Annotated in this window: 16 protein-coding genes; 6 read left to right on the top strand and 10 right to left on the bottom strand. The window is 67.0% G+C overall.

The genetic code is table 11. From position 1 onward, the window contains the following. Positions 1-80 precede the first annotated feature (80 nt). Complete coding sequence (locus MAA8898_RS02515) at positions 81-923, bottom strand: methylated-DNA--[protein]-cysteine S-methyltransferase (RefSeq protein ID WP_094019374.1); 843 nt, start codon at positions 921-923, stop codon at positions 81-83. A 199-nt stretch (positions 924-1,122) separates the two neighbouring features. On the opposite strand from MAA8898_RS02515, the gene nth reads away from it, so the two are divergent. Beyond that, a complete protein-coding gene (gene nth, locus MAA8898_RS02510) occupies positions 1,123-1,767 on the top strand; it encodes an endonuclease III (RefSeq protein WP_094019373.1) in 645 nt (214 codons plus the stop codon). Then, positions 1,764-2,753: an adenosine kinase gene (locus tag MAA8898_RS02505; RefSeq protein WP_094019372.1), complete on the top strand. Its 990-nt coding sequence runs from the start codon at positions 1,764-1,766 to the stop codon at positions 2,751-2,753. Before nth ends, MAA8898_RS02505 begins: the two co-directional genes overlap by 4 nt. Positions 2,754-2,867: 114 nt before the next feature. On the opposite strand, the gene polA is transcribed toward MAA8898_RS02505, so the two are convergent. The 5 genes from polA to MAA8898_RS02480 all read right to left on the bottom strand — a co-directional run bounded on the left by polA (position 2,868) and on the right by MAA8898_RS02480 (position 8,672). Continuing rightward, on the bottom strand, positions 2,868-5,669 hold the full coding sequence (gene polA / locus MAA8898_RS02500; RefSeq protein WP_094019371.1) for a DNA polymerase I: 2,802 nt from the start codon (positions 5,667-5,669) through the stop codon (positions 2,868-2,870). Between the two features lie 67 nt (positions 5,670-5,736). Then, the gene (locus tag MAA8898_RS02495) at positions 5,737-6,501 is read right to left on the bottom strand and encodes a DsbA family protein (RefSeq protein ID WP_094019370.1); all 765 of its coding nucleotides are present in this window, start codon (positions 6,499-6,501) and stop codon (positions 5,737-5,739) included. Between the two features lie 141 nt (positions 6,502-6,642). Continuing rightward, complete coding sequence (gene trhA / locus MAA8898_RS02490) at positions 6,643-7,314, bottom strand: PAQR family membrane homeostasis protein TrhA (protein WP_094019369.1); 672 nt, start codon at positions 7,312-7,314, stop codon at positions 6,643-6,645. A 163-nt stretch (positions 7,315-7,477) separates the two neighbouring features. After that, positions 7,478-8,389, bottom strand: coding sequence for a pirin family protein (locus MAA8898_RS02485; RefSeq protein ID WP_094019368.1), 912 nt, complete (start codon positions 8,387-8,389; stop codon positions 7,478-7,480). Between the two features lie 103 nt (positions 8,390-8,492). Continuing rightward, positions 8,493-8,672 (bottom strand): zinc-finger domain-containing protein, encoded by a 180-nt coding sequence (locus tag MAA8898_RS02480; protein ID WP_094019367.1) that lies wholly within the window; start codon positions 8,670-8,672, stop codon positions 8,493-8,495. Between the two features lie 64 nt (positions 8,673-8,736). Here MAA8898_RS02480 and MAA8898_RS02475 point away from each other — a divergent pair, with 64 nt between their 5' ends. Beyond that, on the top strand, positions 8,737-9,675 hold the full coding sequence (locus tag MAA8898_RS02475; protein ID WP_094019366.1) for an ABC transporter ATP-binding protein: 939 nt from the start codon (positions 8,737-8,739) through the stop codon (positions 9,673-9,675). Between the two features lie 216 nt (positions 9,676-9,891). On the opposite strand, the gene MAA8898_RS02470 is transcribed toward MAA8898_RS02475, so the two are convergent. Both MAA8898_RS02470 and MAA8898_RS02465 read right to left on the bottom strand, forming a co-directional pair. Next, positions 9,892-10,260: a histidine triad nucleotide-binding protein gene (locus MAA8898_RS02470; protein WP_094019365.1), complete on the bottom strand. Its 369-nt coding sequence runs from the start codon at positions 10,258-10,260 to the stop codon at positions 9,892-9,894. Positions 10,261-10,401: 141 nt separating this feature from the next. Beyond that, a complete protein-coding gene (locus tag MAA8898_RS02465; protein WP_094019364.1) occupies positions 10,402-11,976 on the bottom strand; it encodes a DUF5928 domain-containing protein in 1,575 nt (524 codons plus the stop codon). Between the two features lie 137 nt (positions 11,977-12,113). Between MAA8898_RS02465 and MAA8898_RS02460 the strand changes: the two genes are divergently transcribed. Next, positions 12,114-12,932, top strand: coding sequence for a sulfotransferase family protein (locus MAA8898_RS02460; RefSeq protein WP_094019363.1), 819 nt, complete (start codon positions 12,114-12,116; stop codon positions 12,930-12,932). 4 nt (positions 12,933-12,936) lie between these two features. Here MAA8898_RS02460 and MAA8898_RS02455 read toward each other — a convergent pair whose 3' ends face one another. Continuing rightward, the gene (locus tag MAA8898_RS02455) at positions 12,937-13,326 is read right to left on the bottom strand and encodes a rhodanese-like domain-containing protein (RefSeq protein WP_094019362.1); all 390 of its coding nucleotides are present in this window, start codon (positions 13,324-13,326) and stop codon (positions 12,937-12,939) included. 253 nt (positions 13,327-13,579) lie between these two features. On the opposite strand from MAA8898_RS02455, the gene MAA8898_RS02450 reads away from it, so the two are divergent. Beyond that, entirely contained in the window at positions 13,580-14,494 is a 915-nt protein-coding gene (locus tag MAA8898_RS02450; protein ID WP_245853214.1) for a DMT family transporter, read from the top strand. Between the two features lie 116 nt (positions 14,495-14,610). After that, on the top strand, positions 14,611-16,053 hold the full coding sequence (locus tag MAA8898_RS02445) for a Hint domain-containing protein (RefSeq protein WP_094019361.1): 1,443 nt from the start codon (positions 14,611-14,613) through the stop codon (positions 16,051-16,053). Here MAA8898_RS02445 and MAA8898_RS02440 read toward each other — a convergent pair. Further along, positions 16,038-16,619, bottom strand: coding sequence for a DUF1285 domain-containing protein (locus MAA8898_RS02440; protein ID WP_094019360.1), 582 nt, complete (start codon positions 16,617-16,619; stop codon positions 16,038-16,040). The genes MAA8898_RS02445 and MAA8898_RS02440 overlap by 16 nt on opposite strands. Positions 16,620-16,634: the final 15 nt, after the last annotated feature.

The raw sequence follows: 16,634 nt of genomic DNA, 5'->3' as shown, positions 1-16,634 counted from the left end.
TCGGCAAAGCTCCGCGCATCGGCCCCGCCGCCCAGGTGTTTCGCGTGCGAAACATGGCGTGTTTACAGGGTGTTGACCCTTCAAGCCTCGAGCCGCGCCGCCTCCCAGGCAAGGATCGCGCGTTTCACCGGCAGACCCCAGTGATAGCCGCCCAGCCCGCCCGACTTGCGCAGCGCCCGGTGGCAGGGGATCAGGTAGCTGATCGGGTTGCGCCCCACCGCTGTGCCCACCGCGCGCACGGCCCGGGGATGGTCGATGCAGTCGGCGATCTCGGAATAGGTGGTGACATGCCCCGAGGGGATCTGCATCAGCGCCTCCCAGACCTTGATCTGGAACGGCGCGCCGATCAGGAACAGCGGCACCGGCCCTTCGGATTTCACCCCGAAGGCGGTCAGCACCCAGGGCCGCAGCCGCATCGGATCCTCGATGAACTCGGCGCGCGGCCAGCGCCCGAGCATGTCCTGCATGGCCGCCTCTTCGGTGCTTTCGGCGGAAAAGGCGATGCCGCAGATGCCCTTGTCCGTGCCCATGACCAGCGCGGGGCCAAACGGGCTTTCGAATTTGCCCCAATAGATCGTCAGCCCGTCACCGGCGCGGGCATAGTCGCCCGGGCTCATCGCCTCCCAGCGCAGGAACAGGTCATGCAGCCGCCCGCCGCCGGACAGGCCGGTGGCATGCGCCGTTTCCAGCGTGGTAAAGCGCTCGGCCAGCAGCGCCTTGGCATGGCCCAGCGCCAGGTATTGCTGGTAACGCTTGGGCGAGACACCGGCCCATTGCGTGAACAGGCGCTGGAAATGCGCCGGGCTCATGCCCATCTCGCGCGCGGTCTGCTCCAGCGTGGCCTGCGGCCCCAGCCGGTCGACCGTGTCGATGGCGCGGCGCATGACATGGTAGTGATAGCTTTGATCGTCGTCTTTGGGCATGGTCGTGGCCTCCTTGCCGCCTGTCTACCCGCTCTGCGGCGGCGGTGCGATCCGATCCTTGCGCATTGAGCCGACCGGCGGCGCAGGGTGGGGGCGCTGCCCCCGTCTCGCTTCGCTCGACTCCCCCGGGAATATTTTCACAGAGAAGAAGCGCAAGGCCGGACTTGCAGCCCCGCAAGGGAGCGGGCAATAGGAGCGCATGGCCAGGCAGCTCGATTATCACACGATCCGCGAGATCTTTACCCGGTTCCATGCGGCAGAGCCGGAGCCAAAGGGCGAATTGCACCACGTCAACGCCTATACCCTGGTGGTGGCCGTGGCGCTGTCGGCGCAGGCGACCGACGCGGGGGTGAACAAGGCCACCGAAAAGCTGTTCGAGATCGCCGATACGCCGGACAAGATGCTGGCGCTGGGCGAAGAGGGCGTGATCGAGCATATCAAGACGATCGGCCTGTTTCGCAACAAGGCCAGGAACGTCATCAAGTTGTCGCGCATCCTGGTGGACGACTACGGCGGCGAGGTGCCCAACAGCCGCGCCGCGCTGGAAAGCCTGCCCGGCGTGGGCCGCAAGACCGCCAACGTGGTGCTGAACATGTGGTGGCACTACCCGGCGCAGGCGGTGGACACGCATATCTTTCGCGTCGGCAACCGCACCGGCATCTGCCCCGGCAAGGACGTGGTCGCCGTGGAACGCGCGATCGAGGACAACATCCCGGTCGATTTCCAGCAGCACGCCCATCACTGGCTGATCCTGCACGGGCGCTACATCTGCGTGGCGCGCAAACCCAAGTGCAAGGCCTGCCTGATCAACGACCTTTGCCCGTTCGAGGAAAAGACATCATGAAAAAGTACCAGGTTGTCGGCATCGGCAACGCCATCGTCGACGTTCTGACCCGCGCCGAGGACAGCTTCCTTGACCACATGGGCATCCAGAAGGGCATCATGCAGCTGGTCGACCGCGCCCGCGCCGAAACGCTGTACGGCGCGATGCGGGACCGGATCGAGGCGCCCGGCGGCTCGGTCGCCAACACCATGGCCGGGATCGGCAACCTCGGGCTGCGCTCGGCCTTCATCGGGCGGGTCCATGACGACGCGCTGGGGCGGTTCTACGCCGGGTCGATGGCCGGGGACGGCACCGATTTCGTCAATCCCCCGGTGGCGGGCGGCGACCTGCCGACCTCGCGTTCGATGATCTTTGTCTCGCCCGATGGCGAACGGTCGATGAACACCTACCTCGGCATCTCGGCCGAGCTGGGCCCCGAGGACGTGTCCGAGGACGTCGCCGGCCAGGCCGACTTCCTGTTCCTCGAAGGCTACCTGTTCGACAAGGACAAGGGGAAAGAGGCCTTTCTCAAGGCCGCGCGCGCCTGCAAGGCGGCCGGCGGCAAGCCCGGCATCGCCATCTCCGACCCGTTCTGCGTCGAACGCCACCGCGCCGATTTCCTCAAGCTGATCGAACACGACATGGATTTCGTGATCGGCAACGAAGACGAAATCCGCTCGCTCTACCAGAACGACGACCTCGAGGCCGACCTGCGCGCGGTGGGCGCGATCTGCCCGCTGGTGGTCTGCACCCGCTCGGGTGACGGCGTGTCGGTCCTGCACGAGGGCACGCGGATCGACGTGCCGGTGGACAAGATCGTGCCGGTCGATGCCACCGGCGCGGGCGACCAGTTTGCCGCCGGATTCCTCTACGGTCTGGCCACCGGCGCGGACATGGAAACATCCGCCCGCATGGGCAGCTGCGCCGCGCGCGAGGTGATCACCCACATGGGCCCGCGCCCCGAAACCAGCCTGCCCGAACTGTTCAAGGCGCAAGGGCTGCTCTGACGTCGCGCCCCGCACCCCCGGTTTCTTCTGGCTGAAAATATCCCGGGGGAGTCGACCGAAGGGAGACGGGGGCAGCGCCCCCGGCATGACGCCGCCTCCCCGGACGGCCCGGCCTCAGTGCGCCTCGGCCCAGTTCGCCCCCTGCCCGGCATCCACCACCAGCGGCACGTCCAGTTGCAGCACCGGCGCGCAGGCGCTCTCCATGACCTGCCGCGCCACGCCGATCAGGTCCTTGGCGGCGCCCTCCTCGACCTCGAACAGCAGTTCGTCGTGCACCTGCAACAGCATCTTGGCGGGCAGGCCCTGGATCGCTTCGGGCATGCGGATCATGGCGCGGCGGATGATGTCGGCCGCCGTGCCCTGGATCGGAGCGTTGATCGCCGCGCGTTTCGCAAAGCCCGCGCGCGGCCCGCTGGCGGCGATCTCGGGCGTCTGGATCTGCCGGCCGAACAGCGTCTCGACCCGCTTGTGTTCCTTGGCGAACTCCACCGTCGCATCCATGTAGCCCCGGATTCCGGGGAAACGCTCAAAATAGCGGTCGATGAAACCCTGCGCCTCGGCCCGCGGAATCCGCAGGTTGCGCGCCAGGCCAAAGCCCGAGATGCCGTAGATCACGCCAAAGTTGATCGCCTTGGCCTGCCGCCGGATGTCCGGCGTCATCTGGTCCAGCGGCACGTTGAACATCTCGGACGCGGTCATGGCGTGGATGTCGTGGCCATCGCGAAAGGCCTGCTTCAGCGCCGGGATATCGGCGATGTGGGCGAGGATGCGCAATTCGATCTGGCTGTAGTCGAGCGAGACCAGCACATGCCCCTCGGGCGCGACAAAGGCGGTGCGGATGCGCCGCCCCTCCTCGGTCCGGACCGGGATGTTCTGCAGGTTGGGATCGTTCGAGGCCAGCCGCCCGGTGTTCGCCCCGGCGATGGAGTACGAGGTGTGCACCCGCCCCGTGTCGGGGTTGATGTGCTCCTGGAGCGCATCCGTGTAGGTCGATTTCAGCTTGGAGATCTGCCGCCAGTCCAGCACGCGGCGCGGCAGTTCATGCTCGGTCGCCAGGTCCTCCAGGATGTCGGCCCCGGTGGCATAGGCGCCGGTCTTGCCCTTCTTGCCGCCGTCGATCCCCATCTTGTCGAACAGGATCTCGCCCAGCTGCTTTGGGGAGCCTACGTTGAATTTCTCGCCCGCCAGCTCGTGGATTTCCTCCTCCAGCTGCGCCATCTTCTGGGCAAAGACGTTGGACATCCGCGACAGTACCTCGCGGTCGACGCGGATGCCGGTCATTTCCATTTCGGCCAGCACCGGCACCATGGGCCGTTCCAGCCCCTCGTAGACGCGGGTGACGCGGGTGCGGTGCAGTTGCGGTTTCAGCACGCGGGCCAGCCGCAGGGTGACGTCGGCATCCTCGGCGGCGTAGCGCGTCGCCTTGTCGATGGGCACCCGGTCGAATGTGATCTGGCCCTTGCCGCTGCCCAGCAGCTCCTTGATCGGGATCGGCGTGTGGCTGAGATAGCGCTCGGACAGCGCGTCCATGCCGTGCCCGTGCAGGCCGGCGTTCATCGCGTAGGACATCAGCATGGTGTCGTCGATCGGCGCGATGTGGATGCCGTAGCGCGCCATGACCTTGGCATCGTACTTCATGTTCTGGCCGATCTTCATCACCGCCGGATCCTCCAGCAGCGGCTTCAGCGCGTCCAGCGCCTGTTGCAGCGGGATCTGCCCCTCGGCCAGCTCGTCCGAGCCGAACAGCCCCTCGCCGGCCTCCTTGCGGTGGGTCAGCGGGATGTAGCAGGCCCGCCCCGGATCGACGCAGAGCGAGATGCCGACAAGATCGCAGGTCATCTCGTTCAGACCCGTCGTCTCGGTGTCGAATGCGACGGTGCCGCGCTCGTTCGCCCGCGCGATCCAGCGTTCTAGCGCGGCCATGTCGGCGACCGTCTCGTAGCGCTCGGGGTCGATGGCGGGCCAGTCCGGGTCCTCTTCCTTGGGGTTCGCGCCCTCGGGCGTGGTGTCGGGGATCGCCGGTGCCTCGACGCCCAGGCCGTCGGCGATCCGCTTGGTCAGGGTGCGGAACTCCATCTCCTTGAGAAAGCCCAGCAGGGTCTCGGGATCGGGTTCGCGCACCTCAAGGTCGTCCAGCGAGAAGGGCAGCTCCATGTCGCAATCCAGCTGCACCAGCTTCTTGGACAGCTCGATCTGGTCGCGTTTCTCGATCAGCACCTCGCGGCGTTTGGGCTGCTTGATCTCTTCGGCGCGGTTCAGCAGCTCTTCGAGGCTGCCGAACTCGTTGATCAGCAGCGCGGCGGTCTTCAGCCCGATGCCCGGCGCGCCCGGCACGTTGTCGACCGAGTCGCCGGCCAGCGCCTGCACATCGACCACCCGTTCGGGCGGGACGCCGAATTTCTCCAGGACACCGTCGCGGTCGATGCGCTTGTTCTTCATCGGGTCCAGCATCTCGACCCCGTCGCCGACCAGCTGCATCAGGTCCTTGTCGCTGGACAGGATCGTCACCCGCCCGCCGGCCTCGCGCGCCTGGCAGGCCAGCGTGGCGATGATGTCGTCCGCCTCGAACCCCTCGATCTCCTTGCAGGCGATGTTGAAGGCCTCGGTGGCGCGCCGGGTCAGCGGGATCTGCGGGCGCAGGTCCTCGGGCATGGCCTCGCGGTTGGCCTTGTAGGCGTCGTAAAGGTCGTTGCGAAAGGTGTGGCTGCCCTTGTCGAAGATCACCGCCACGTGGGTCGGTGCGTTCGACCCGTTGTTGCCGTCGATATAGCGCTGCAGCATGTTGCAGAACCCGCTGACCGCGCCGATGGGCAGCCCGTCGGACTTGCGCGTCAGCGGCGGCAGCGCGTGAAAGGCGCGAAAGATGTAGGCCGATCCGTCGATCAGGTGCAGATGGCATCCCTTGCCAAAGGTCATGTCGTCTTTCCTCGTGCTGCGGTGAGCGGACAATGCCGCAGGACTCCCGCGAAGGCCAGCCTTCGCATCAGCACGCAGCGGGCCGGGATCGCGCAAGCTGGATCAGCCGATCCATGCCCGCCCGGTCCACACGGCCAAGCACGGCGACGCTGCCGACGACAAGCGCCGGGGTGCCCAGAAATCCAAAGCGCCGCGCCAGCGAAGCGGTGTCGCGCAGCTGGCGGTCGACGGCCGGGCCATGCATGTCCTGCAACAGGCGTTCTGCGTCGATCCCGGCCTGCCGCGACAGGTCCCGCAGGAATTCCGGCGTGGCCAGAACCGGCGTTTCCGCCAGTCTTTTCTGAAAGAAGGCATAAGCGTCTTGCTGCCCAGCGGCGAGCGCGGCGCGTGCCGCCTGTTCGGACATCGGACCCAACAGCGGCAACTCGTGCCATCGCATGGCGATGTCGGGCCTTGCGTCCAGTTCGGTCATCAGCGGGCTCATGACCCGGCAGATCGCACAGCGGGCATCCGTGAAATAGGCGATCGCGGTCTGGTCCGGTCGGCGGTCGGCCCGGAACAACGCGTCGCAAAGGCCGGTCGACAGCGGCCCTGGCCCGGGTTCCGTTTCAAGGCCCAGCAAGACCGGATTGCCCCGCGTCACCTGCGCCGAAGCGCTGCGAAGAAATCCGGGCGCGTCGGGCACCGGTTCAAAGCTGTCCAGCGCGGTCGCATTGCGTCGCCGCAACAACGCGGACACCCCGGCGCTGCCCGAAACCAATGCCAGCAGAACACCCAGCTTCAGAAGCCCGCGGCGGGTTGCTCCCGCATGCTCTTGCGCGTCTCTCTTCATGCGTTACCCGATGCCGTCGATCATCCGCCGCAAACCCCAGGACCACCCGGCCGCCATCCTGTCCGGGTCGCGGTGCCCCGCTGGGCCTCGGAGCGCGCTGTCACCGGAACGGAGGCGCCGTCTGAACCCTGGCCGACCCGGTCATCGCGCGGCAAACACCTCGGTCGGCACCGCCGCGACAAGGAACACCGCCACGAAGAACACGATCGAGGCCGCCACCACCATGCCGTGCCAGATCGCGTTGTGGAACCGCAGCCGCGAGGCCATCAGGAACGGTGTCCCGGCGGAATACAGCACCCCGCCCACCAGCATCAGCACGCAGACCGACAGCGGCAGCGTTGCCAGCAGGTCCCAGCCGCCGATCACAACTGCCCAGCCGGTTACCAGGCACATCGCCACCGCCAGCCCCGCCGGCAGCCGGCTTTTGAACAGCGTCAGCGCCGCCGCGGCCGCCGCCGCGCTCCAGACAGCCGCCAGAAGGCCGCCGCCCGCCCCGGACAGCAGCGCGAACGGCGTGTAGGTGCCGGCGATCTTGAGATGGATGGCGGACATGTCGATCCGCCGGAACAGCGCGGTAAATCGCGGGTGCGGCACGTGGTTGTAGACCAGCGAGGCGGTCAGCATCAGGATCAGCGTCCCGCCGTAGACCGACACGCCGACGATGCCCGCCGCATCGCCCCGCCACACCGCCGTCAGCGTGATCAGCACCGGCACCGCCGCCAGCGCAAGCACCAGCGCGGCGATATGGACGATCATGTCGGTCGCCAGCTCGGCCCGGCTATAGTCCCGGTCCGCGCCTTCGACCGGCCGCATCAGGGGTTCCGCTGTCGACGACATATTCAAAAACTATACCGTCGTGACCGCAATGCAAGCGGCCCGTGATCACAAGCCCGTCGCCTTGGCGGATGCCCTTGCGGCAGTCGACCGCGCTGCCCCGGGCCTTGACCCGGGGCCTCGGACCCACCCAGACGGGGCTTCAGTGCGCGGGCTTGATGAAGGTCCCGTTGCGCAGGTCCTTCATCGCCTGCATCAGCTCGGCCTGCGTGTTCATCACGATCGGCCCGTGCCAGGCGACCGGCTCCTGGATCGGCCGCCCGGCGACCAGCAGGAAACGCACGCCCTCCGGACCGGCCGTCACCTTGACCTCGTCGCCGTTGCCGAACTTCACCAGCGTCCGGTTGCCCGACATGTCGCGGATGTTCACTTCCTTGCCGCCGAACTCCTTCTCGACGCGTACGCCGATGGGGTCCGAGGCCTCGGCAAACCGCCCCGACCCGGCAAAGACATAGGCAAAGGCATTGGACCGGGTGTCCACCGGCAGCGATTTCGTCACCCCCGGCGGCACCGACACGTCCAGGTACAGCGGATCGGCGGCGATGCCGTCCACCGGCCCGCGCTTGCCCCAGAACGCGCCGGTGATGATCTTGACCCGCGTGCCGTCATCGTCGGTGATCACCGGGATATCCTTGCCCTGCACATCCTGGTAGCGCGGCGCGGTCATCTTCAGCGAGGACGGCAGGTTGGCCCACAGCTGAAAGCCGTGCATCTGCCCCTGTGCGTTGCCGCGCGGCATCTCCTGGTGCAGGATCCCCGACCCGGCGGTCATCCACTGCACCGACCCCGCGCCCAGCACCCCCTCGTTGCCCAGCGAATCGCCGTGCGTGACCTCGCCCTCCAGCACGTAGGTGATGGTCTCGATCCCGCGGTGCGGGTGCCAGGGAAAGCCCTTCTGGTACTTGGCCGGGTCGTCGTTGCGAAAATCGTCCATCATCAGAAACGGATCGGTCTCGCCCGGATCGCCAAAGCCAAAGACGCGGTGCAGGTGGACCCCCGCGCCCTCCATGGTGGGCTGCGCGCGGGATTGGGATCGGACAGGTCGAAAGGTCATGTCAAGCTCCAGCTCATGTTTGCCAAGAGATAGAGCACCCACGCACACAACCCAAGCCGCAGGCCCGCACAGACCCTGTGAGCGCCGTCACAGCCGCGCGGGGTCAGACCTTGCCGGCGAAATCCTTGTGGACGTATTTCGCGTCGCAATAGGGGCATTCGACCCAGCCCGCGTCATGCGGCAGCGACAGCCAGACGCGCGGATGCCCCAGAGCCCCTTCGCCGCCGTCGCAGGACACGCGGTAGCTGTCGACAATCTTGGTCTCGGGCGCCTCGGTGGTCATCTGGTTCCCTTTCGCGATGCTCTGGCCTATCTGCCTTATGACCAATGCCGCGAGGGGGAGCAAGATGCCCGGACCGACACAGAGCGACGCAGCCATCCGCATCGAGAAGCTGACCAAGACCTATGCCGGCGGCAAGCAGGCGCTGAAAGGCGTCGACCTGACGGTGCCCGCCGGGTCGGTCTTCGGCCTGCTGGGGCCGAACGGCGCGGGCAAGTCGACGCTGATCAACATCCTCGCCGGGCTGGTGATCAAGACCTCCGGCAAGGTCGGGATCTGGGGCTGGGACCAGGACCGCAACCCGCGCCAAAGCCGCGCCGCGATCGGCGTGATGCCGCAGGAGCTGAACCTCGACCCCTTCTTCACCCCGCGCGCCGCGCTGGAGGTGCAGGCCGGGCTCTACGGTGTGCCCAAGGCGCAGCGCCGGACCGACGATATCCTGAAGATGGTCGGCCTGACGGACAAGGCCGAAGCCTACGCCCGCACCCTGTCGGGCGGGATGCGGCGCAGGCTGCTGCTGGCCAAGGCGCTGGTGCATCACCCGCAGGTGCTGGTGCTGGACGAACCCACCGCCGGGGTCGACATCGAACTGCGCCAGATGCTGTGGGAAAACGTCCGCAAGCTGAACCGCGAGCGCGGCATGACCATCATCCTGACCACCCACTACCTCGAAGAGGCCGAGGAGATGTGCGACGAGATCGCCATCATCAACCACGGCCAGGTCGTCACCCAGGACAGCACCGCCAACCTGCTCGGGCGGCTCGACGCCCGCACCATGGTCATCCTCCCCGACACCGCCCCGGACCACCTGCCAGAGGCCCCCGGGATCGAGGCCACGATGCGGAGCGATGGCAGCCTCTCCCTGACCTACCGCGCGACGCAGACCAGCGCCGAACAGGTGCTCGACGCGGTCCGCGCCAGCGGCATCCGCATCCGCGAGCTGCGCACCGAGGAGCCGGACCTCGAGGATGTCTTCCTCGCCCTGACCCGCAGCCCGGCGGCCTGACGCCAGGCCACGACCCGGGCGCCTGTCACGAAGGATGCATTGGGGTATTTTTCCAGAGAAGAAGCCCGAAGTGTTTCTTCTCTGTCGAAATACCCCGCCCTGCACGGGCCGCGTCACCCCATCCGGGGCAGGGGCGTCACCCCGCCACCGCCCCCGAGCCCGGCGGCCGCAGGCCGACGGGCGAGACACCCTGTGCGCCGCAGGCGCGCCGCCGGATCACGGCTTGGACAGCATCCGGCCCAGCGGCAGGCCGGCCAGGATGTGGACGTGCAGGTGCGGCACATCCTGCACCCCGGTGACGCCGGCGTTGGCGATCAGGCGGAACCCCTCGGCCTCCAGCCCTTCCTTGCGGCAGATCTCGCCGATCGCCCGGGTGAAATCCACGATCTCGGCGTCTGTCGCCTCGCGGGCGAAGTGATCGAAGTTCACGTAGGGCCCTTTCGGGATCACCAGAACGTGCACCGGCGCCTGCGGGTAGATGTCGCGAAAGGCCAGCGTGTGCTCGGTCTCCAGCACCGTCTTCTTGGGGATCTCGCCCTTCAGGATCTTGGCAAAGATGTTGTCGGGGTCGTAGCTGTACGCCATCCTGTCCTCGCTTGCGAAACATGCCCGGGCCGGTCCGCGCCGGCCCGCGGTCAGGCATAGCTTTTTCACCGGCGAACGCCACCGGTTTCTTGGATCACCGCAGTCGTGGCTTGCCGGGCTCTGAGGTATTGAGCGCCCCGATCAGTCCGCGAACAGGTGGTCGTGCGACAGGACCTCTTCCGCCACCGGCTCGGACACCGACAGCAGGCTGGTTACCGCCTGCACCTGCGCCGCGCGCGGGTCGGTCTCGCGCAGGCGGACGTGGTGGTCGAACTTGGCGTCGCGGATGCGGTCGCTTTCGTGCATCAGGTCGTTGCGCACCGTCGGCAGCAGGCGGGCCATCGTCTCGGCCGGGGTGCGCTCTCCCGCCAGCCCCGAGCGGATCGCATGGCCGACCAGGTAGTCGTCGGAGAACTGGCACTCGATCTCCAGCATCCGGGTCTGGGCGCGGTCGCGGGCGAAATCCTCCAGCAGGTCCAGGCTGCCCGGGTCCATGCAGATCACCAGCCGGTCGCTGTCGTGGTAGTCGTAGAGCATCCGCATCAGCGCGCGCCGGTGGCGGTGCCGCTTGGCCATGCTGGCCTGGATGCCGCCCAGGTCCGGCAGCGGGCAGGCCTCCTCGTTGAACAGGTACTCGATGCAGGGCACGCCCGTCACCTGGTGGATGCGCTCCACCAGCCGCTTGGCCACGTGCCATTTCTTGCAGATCACGATCATCAGCTCGCGCTCGCGCCCCAGCGAGCTTTCGGTCTCCCAGAAGCGCGGCGCAAAGCGGCGCCCGGTGCGGCCGCGCTCGGTCAGGAAGCGGAACAGCGACCGCCCCTCGTTCGACACGCGGAACTTGGCCCCCTCGGCGGCATAGAGCACCCCCAGCCGGCGGCGCAGGTCGCCCGCCTCGGGGCTGATCTTGCGCGCAAAGAGGTAGTCCTGCGCCAGCAGCAGGTCGTAGTGATCGTTGTAGAAATTCGCCGGCATCCCGTAGTCGGTGAACAGCAGGAAGGTCAGCGTGCGGCATTCGATCTGGCGTTCCGGCACCAGGTGGCGGACCAGGGTCTGAAAGAATGTCTCGTCCGGGATCCAGGTGGTGGAGAAGAACCGCACCACGTCCGGCCGCGCCTTGATCAGATCCAGCACCGCCTCCACCGTGCGGCGGCGCAGGCACCACCACTGGCTGCCGATCATCACCTCCAGGTCCTCGGGGATCTTGCGCGTCAGGCCCAGCCGCTTTTGCAGCTCGAACATGGCGTAGAACAGCCGTTTCTGGGTGCGTTCGTTGAACCAGTGGCGGTAGATCAGCCGCTCGGCCTTCCAGCCGGTCTTGATCCAGTCGGACTGGAAGTAGTCAAAGCTCTCGATGTAGTCGCAGTCGCGCCGGTCGAGAAAGGCATGGGTGTATTCCGCCGACTTGATCGCCATGCAGTCGCCCGACAGCATGTAGAAATGCGTCGCGCGCGGAAAGGCGTCCACCGCCGCCTCGACCGCGTTCAGCGTGGCGCGCACCAGGCTCCATTCGCCCCAGCCGCATTTGATCCGCTTGGCGAAGGCGACGTTCGGGTTGTCCTTCAGCGCGCTGCGGATGCGGGCGAATCCCTCCGCCGGGGCGCGCGCGTCGAAATGGATGGCGATGTAATCGCCCACGGCGGTCAGGCTCTGCGCCTGCTTGATGACGGCGTCAGGGTCCTTGTGACACAATAGGATGAAGGCAATTTTTGCCATTCAGGAAACCGTTCGCCCCATTTTCGCCTGATTGTTTATGTTGATAGAGATAAATTCTGGTTGAATAAACCTGCTTTGGCGGGAACTTTCCCGCGCCGGGGAATCGCGCCGGGAACACGTGACGAGGGACATGAGAGATGGGATTTCCGGGCACCTGGATGACCGAAAGCGAAAGCGTCGTGTACCGCGTGGTGCCGAAATGCGCCTGTTCGACCATCGGCCAGATCCTCTACTACTCCGACCACGGCACGTTCTTTGACGGCGACATCCACGACGCCAAGACCGGGCTGCACAAATGGGCGCAGGAGGACAGCCAGCAGCTGATCCGCGCCAACATCAAGACACGCTCGGCCTATGCCTTCACCTGCGTGCGCAACCCCTACACGCGCGTCCTGTCCAGCTTTTTCGACAAGATCTGCGGCATCCAGCGCAATGGCAAGCGCTATCGCGGCAACCTCGTGCCGCTGCTGATGCAGAAATACGGGATCGAGGTGGGCGACCCCGAAAACGGGTTCGAATTCGACCAGGTCCGCAGCTTTCGCCGTTTTTTGCTGTTCGCCCGCGACACCATCCGCTGGCGCCGCCCGATGGAACCGGACATTCACTGGTCGGCCATGTCGGGCCATGTCTCGACCTTCATCGTCAACGGCGGGCGCTACAACGGCATCTTCTGGACGGAAAAGTTCAACGAGGGCATGCAGCAGGTGCTGGACAGCATCACCACGCCGCACCCGGTGGACCTGGCCACGATCCCGCGCTTCAACGAATCCGAAGGTCACGGGCCCAGCCGCGCCCACCCGGTCGAGGATTATTTCGACGACCTGTCGATGCACCTGATGAAAGAGATCTACGGCCGGGATTTCGAGCTGTTCAAATACGACTTCGACAACCCCGCCAACAAGCTGCCGATCGGCGAGATCGACCTGGCCGAGGTCCACGCCAAGCTGGGCGACTGACGCCTCAGCGCGGCTTGCGTTCGGCCACCGGCCCGCCCGCCGCCTTCCAGCCGGTGAACCCGTCGCGGATGTGCGCGACGTTTTCCAGCCCCATCTCCTGCGCCACCCGCGCCGAGAGGGCCGAGCGCCAGCCCGACGCGCAGTAGAACACGAACCGGTTGCCGGACTGAAAGACCTCCTTGGCATAGGGGCTGTCCGGGTCGATCCAGAATTCCAGCATGCCGCGCGGGCAGTGAAACGCGCCGGGGATCATCCCGTCGCGGTCCAGTTCGCGCGGGTCGCGCAGGTCGACAAAGGTCACGCCCTCGGTCCCGTGTTGCGCCAGCAGGTCCGCCGCCGGCGCGTGCGCGACCAGTTCGTTGGCCTCGGCCACCATGTCCTTGACCCGTTTCATGCGTCCCCCTCCGGTTGATCGCTCCGGGGTCTTGGGTGCCACGCCGCGCCGCGCGGGGAAAGCCCCTGTCGACGGCGCGCCACAAAACCGCGCAATTGCACGGAAAAATCACCGCCCGCCCGGTCCGTTCGCGACACGCTGTCGAAAACGGGCAAGACGGCGCGCGTGACCCGGCCCATCGCTGGCGGACCGCGCGGGCGATTTCACAGCCCCGCGCGGCCCTTTAGACCTCGATCCATGCAGGAGGACGCCGGTGACCCAGGCGCCCGAACCGATGCTGTCGCCCGACCTGGGCGCGCGCAAGACGCTGGCCACCGGCAATGCCTTTGCCGTGGCCTCGATGCTGGCGTGGTCGGCGGGCTTTCCCGCGGCCGACATCCTGCTGGACACCTGGTCGCCCACGGCGCTGATCACCGCGCGGCTGGGCATGGCGCTGCTGATGCTGATGCCGCTCTGGATCCTGCTCGACGGGCCGCGCGCCGTGATCACCGCGCGCTGGGGCCGTGGCCTGCTGGTGGGCGGGCTGGCCTTTGGCCTGGGCACCTGGCTGCTGGTAGTGGCGCAGTCGCTGACCGATGCGGTCACCGTGGCGATCATCGCCTCGGCCTGCCCGGTAGCCGCCGTCATCGTCGAGATGATCTGGCAGGGGCGCAGGCTGTCGCGCGGCTTTGCGCTGGGGCTGGTGGCGACGCTGGCGGGCGGCGTCATCGCCACCGGCGGCGGCGGCGTGGCGCTGGGCCTGGGCGCGCTGGCGGCGATCGGGTCGTGTTTCCTGTTCAGCTGGGGCAGCCTGCTGGCGGTGCGGGACTTTCCGCTGCTGACGCCCTTGGGCCGCGCCACGGTGACCTTTGCCGGCGGCTTTGTCGCCATGGCGGCGGTGACCCTGGGGGCGGAAACGCTGGGCTGGTCGCTGGCGCCCTCGGCGCCGATCGACATGGACCAGCTGGGCCTGCTGGCGATCTACGCCTTTGCCGGCATGGCGCTGAGCCAGGTGCTGTTCCTGGCCGCGGTGGGCAAGATGGGGGTGGCGCTGACCTCGTTCCACATCAACCTCGCACCATTCTACGTGATGCTGATCCTGCTGGCGCTGGGCGGCGGCTGGGACTGGCAGGCGGCGGCGGGCGCCTTTGTCGTGGCGCTGGGGGTGCTGGCGGCGCAGCGCGGCTGAGGCGCGCGGCCCCGCACGGGTCTTTCCGGAATATTCACCCCTCCCGGGGCAATCTGCGGCCACATGCGCCGCCACAGGTCCGACCTTTGCGGCAATCGGAACGCGAAGGGCACCCCATGGCCACCTATACCATCGTCAGCGCCACCAAGCAGGTTCTCGGCCCCGGCGAGATCCGCGCCGGAACGACGATCAACCCGGCCGAGGGCGATGTCTTCATCATCTCGTCGGGCGCGAATTCGAACGTCAATTTCAGTTCCACGAACAGCACACCGCCGAAATTCACCATCCAGGTCAACGACAGCAACGCCAACCATTTCCAGATCAACGTCGGCAACGGTTTGACGCCCAAGGTTGTCGTCGCCGACAATGTGAACATGTCGCATGTCGATTTTTTCGCGTCCAACTCCAACCCGGTCACGCTGGTTGCGGGCAACGGCGTGACCATGGGCAAATTCGACGGCTCGCAGTATGGCGACACCATCCGGCTGGGCGACAATTTCAAGGCCACCGGCGACTGGAACCTGCTGGGCGGCAACGATTCCTTTGTTGCCGGTGACAACGCCGACTTCACCGCCAGCAAGCTCAAGGGCGGCGCGGGCAACGACACCATCAAGTTCGGCAAGGGCGCCCGGTTCGGCGAGATCGACGCCGAAGGCGGCCACGACAAGATCACCCTGGACGACCACGCGACCGGTCAGAAAATCGTCGGCGGCAGCGGAAACGACAGCATCTGGATCGGCTCGCAGTCCCGGATCACCACGGTGGACGGCGGCAGCGGCGACGACACGCTGACCACGCAGACCGGCAACCTGAACGCCACGAACGTCGAAAATCACGAGGTGATCTGCTTTGCCCGCGGCACCCGGATCGCCACCGCCACGGGCTGGACGCCGGTCGAACTGCTGCGCCCGGGCATGGCGGTGCACAGCCGCGACCACGGGCTTGTCCCGCTGCTCTGGACCGGGGTCGAGGAGGTGGCGGCAGAGGTGCTGCGCCGCGAGCACAGGTTGCGGCCGATCCGGATCACCGCCGGCGCGCTGGGCCCCGGCATCCCGCAGCGCGACCTGATCGTTTCGCCGCAGCACCGGATCCTGGTCGCCTCGGACATCGCGATGCGGCTGTTCGGCGTGGCCGAGATCCTCGTGCCCGCGAAAAAGCTGCTCCCGCTGCCCGGCATCCGCCGCGAACCGGCCCGCGACGGCGCGCGCTACTACCACCTGCTGTTCGCGCGGCACGAAATCCTGCTGGCCGAACACGCCGCCACCGAAAGCCTGCTGGTCACGCAGCGCTATCTTGGCGTCGCCGCCGACTGGATGCGCGAGGAAATCCAGCAGGCGCTGCACGGACAGCCCGGCCTGCCGGCCCCGGCGCGGCGGATCGTGCAACGGAAATCGGACCTGCACGAGCTGTTGAAATGGCACCGCAAGACGGCAAAGCCGATCCAGACGGTTCCGCACGATGCGGCTTTGCCAGCCTGGCCGGCGGTGCCCGCACCGCTGCACGGAGCGGCGGCCGCGCGCGCGGCGGCGGCGGTCCTGATCGCTCAGTCGGGCAGCTGATCCGACGGGATGATCGGAAAGAACTGCCCCGAGGACCAGACCCCGAACCAGCCATCGTGATGCGCGCCGCGCTCGACCAGCCGGTAAAAGCTCTTGCGGTCGATCAGCGCCTCCAGGTTGGCGCGGATCAGGACGTAGGGCGACGGCTCGCCGGTCTCGGGGTCGCGTTCGACGCGGATCGGATGGTCCGGCCCGGCCACGGCGCGGTCGCCGACATGGGTCTCGAAGGTCAGCACCTGCGACTCACCCGCGCCCTCCGCTGCGAAATCCACCGCCACGAAGGGCGCGTCGTCGACGGTGATTCCGACCTTTTCGACCGGAGTGACCAGAAAATAGGCATCGCCGTCCTTGCGAATGATCGACGAGAACAGCCGCACCAGCTCGAACCTGCCGATCGGCGTGCCGAGGTAGAACCAGGTCCCGTCCCGCGCGATCCGCATGTCCAGATCGCCGCAAAAGGGCGGATTCCACAGGTGAACCGGCGGCGGCCCCTTTGAGCGCTTTGCCGCCCGCGCCGAAGCGGCAATGCCCTCGGCCGAAGGTGTCACGATATTTTGTCCGCTCATTGTTTTTGCCATCCC

Origin of the sequence: Antarctobacter aquimaris (assembly GCF_900184945.1) — a bacterium.
Taxonomy (GTDB): Bacteria; Pseudomonadota; Alphaproteobacteria; order Rhodobacterales; family Rhodobacteraceae; genus Maliponia; species Maliponia aquimaris.
The sequence above is the reverse complement of the archived record's forward strand: the minus strand, read 5'-3'. Positions and strand labels throughout refer to the sequence as shown.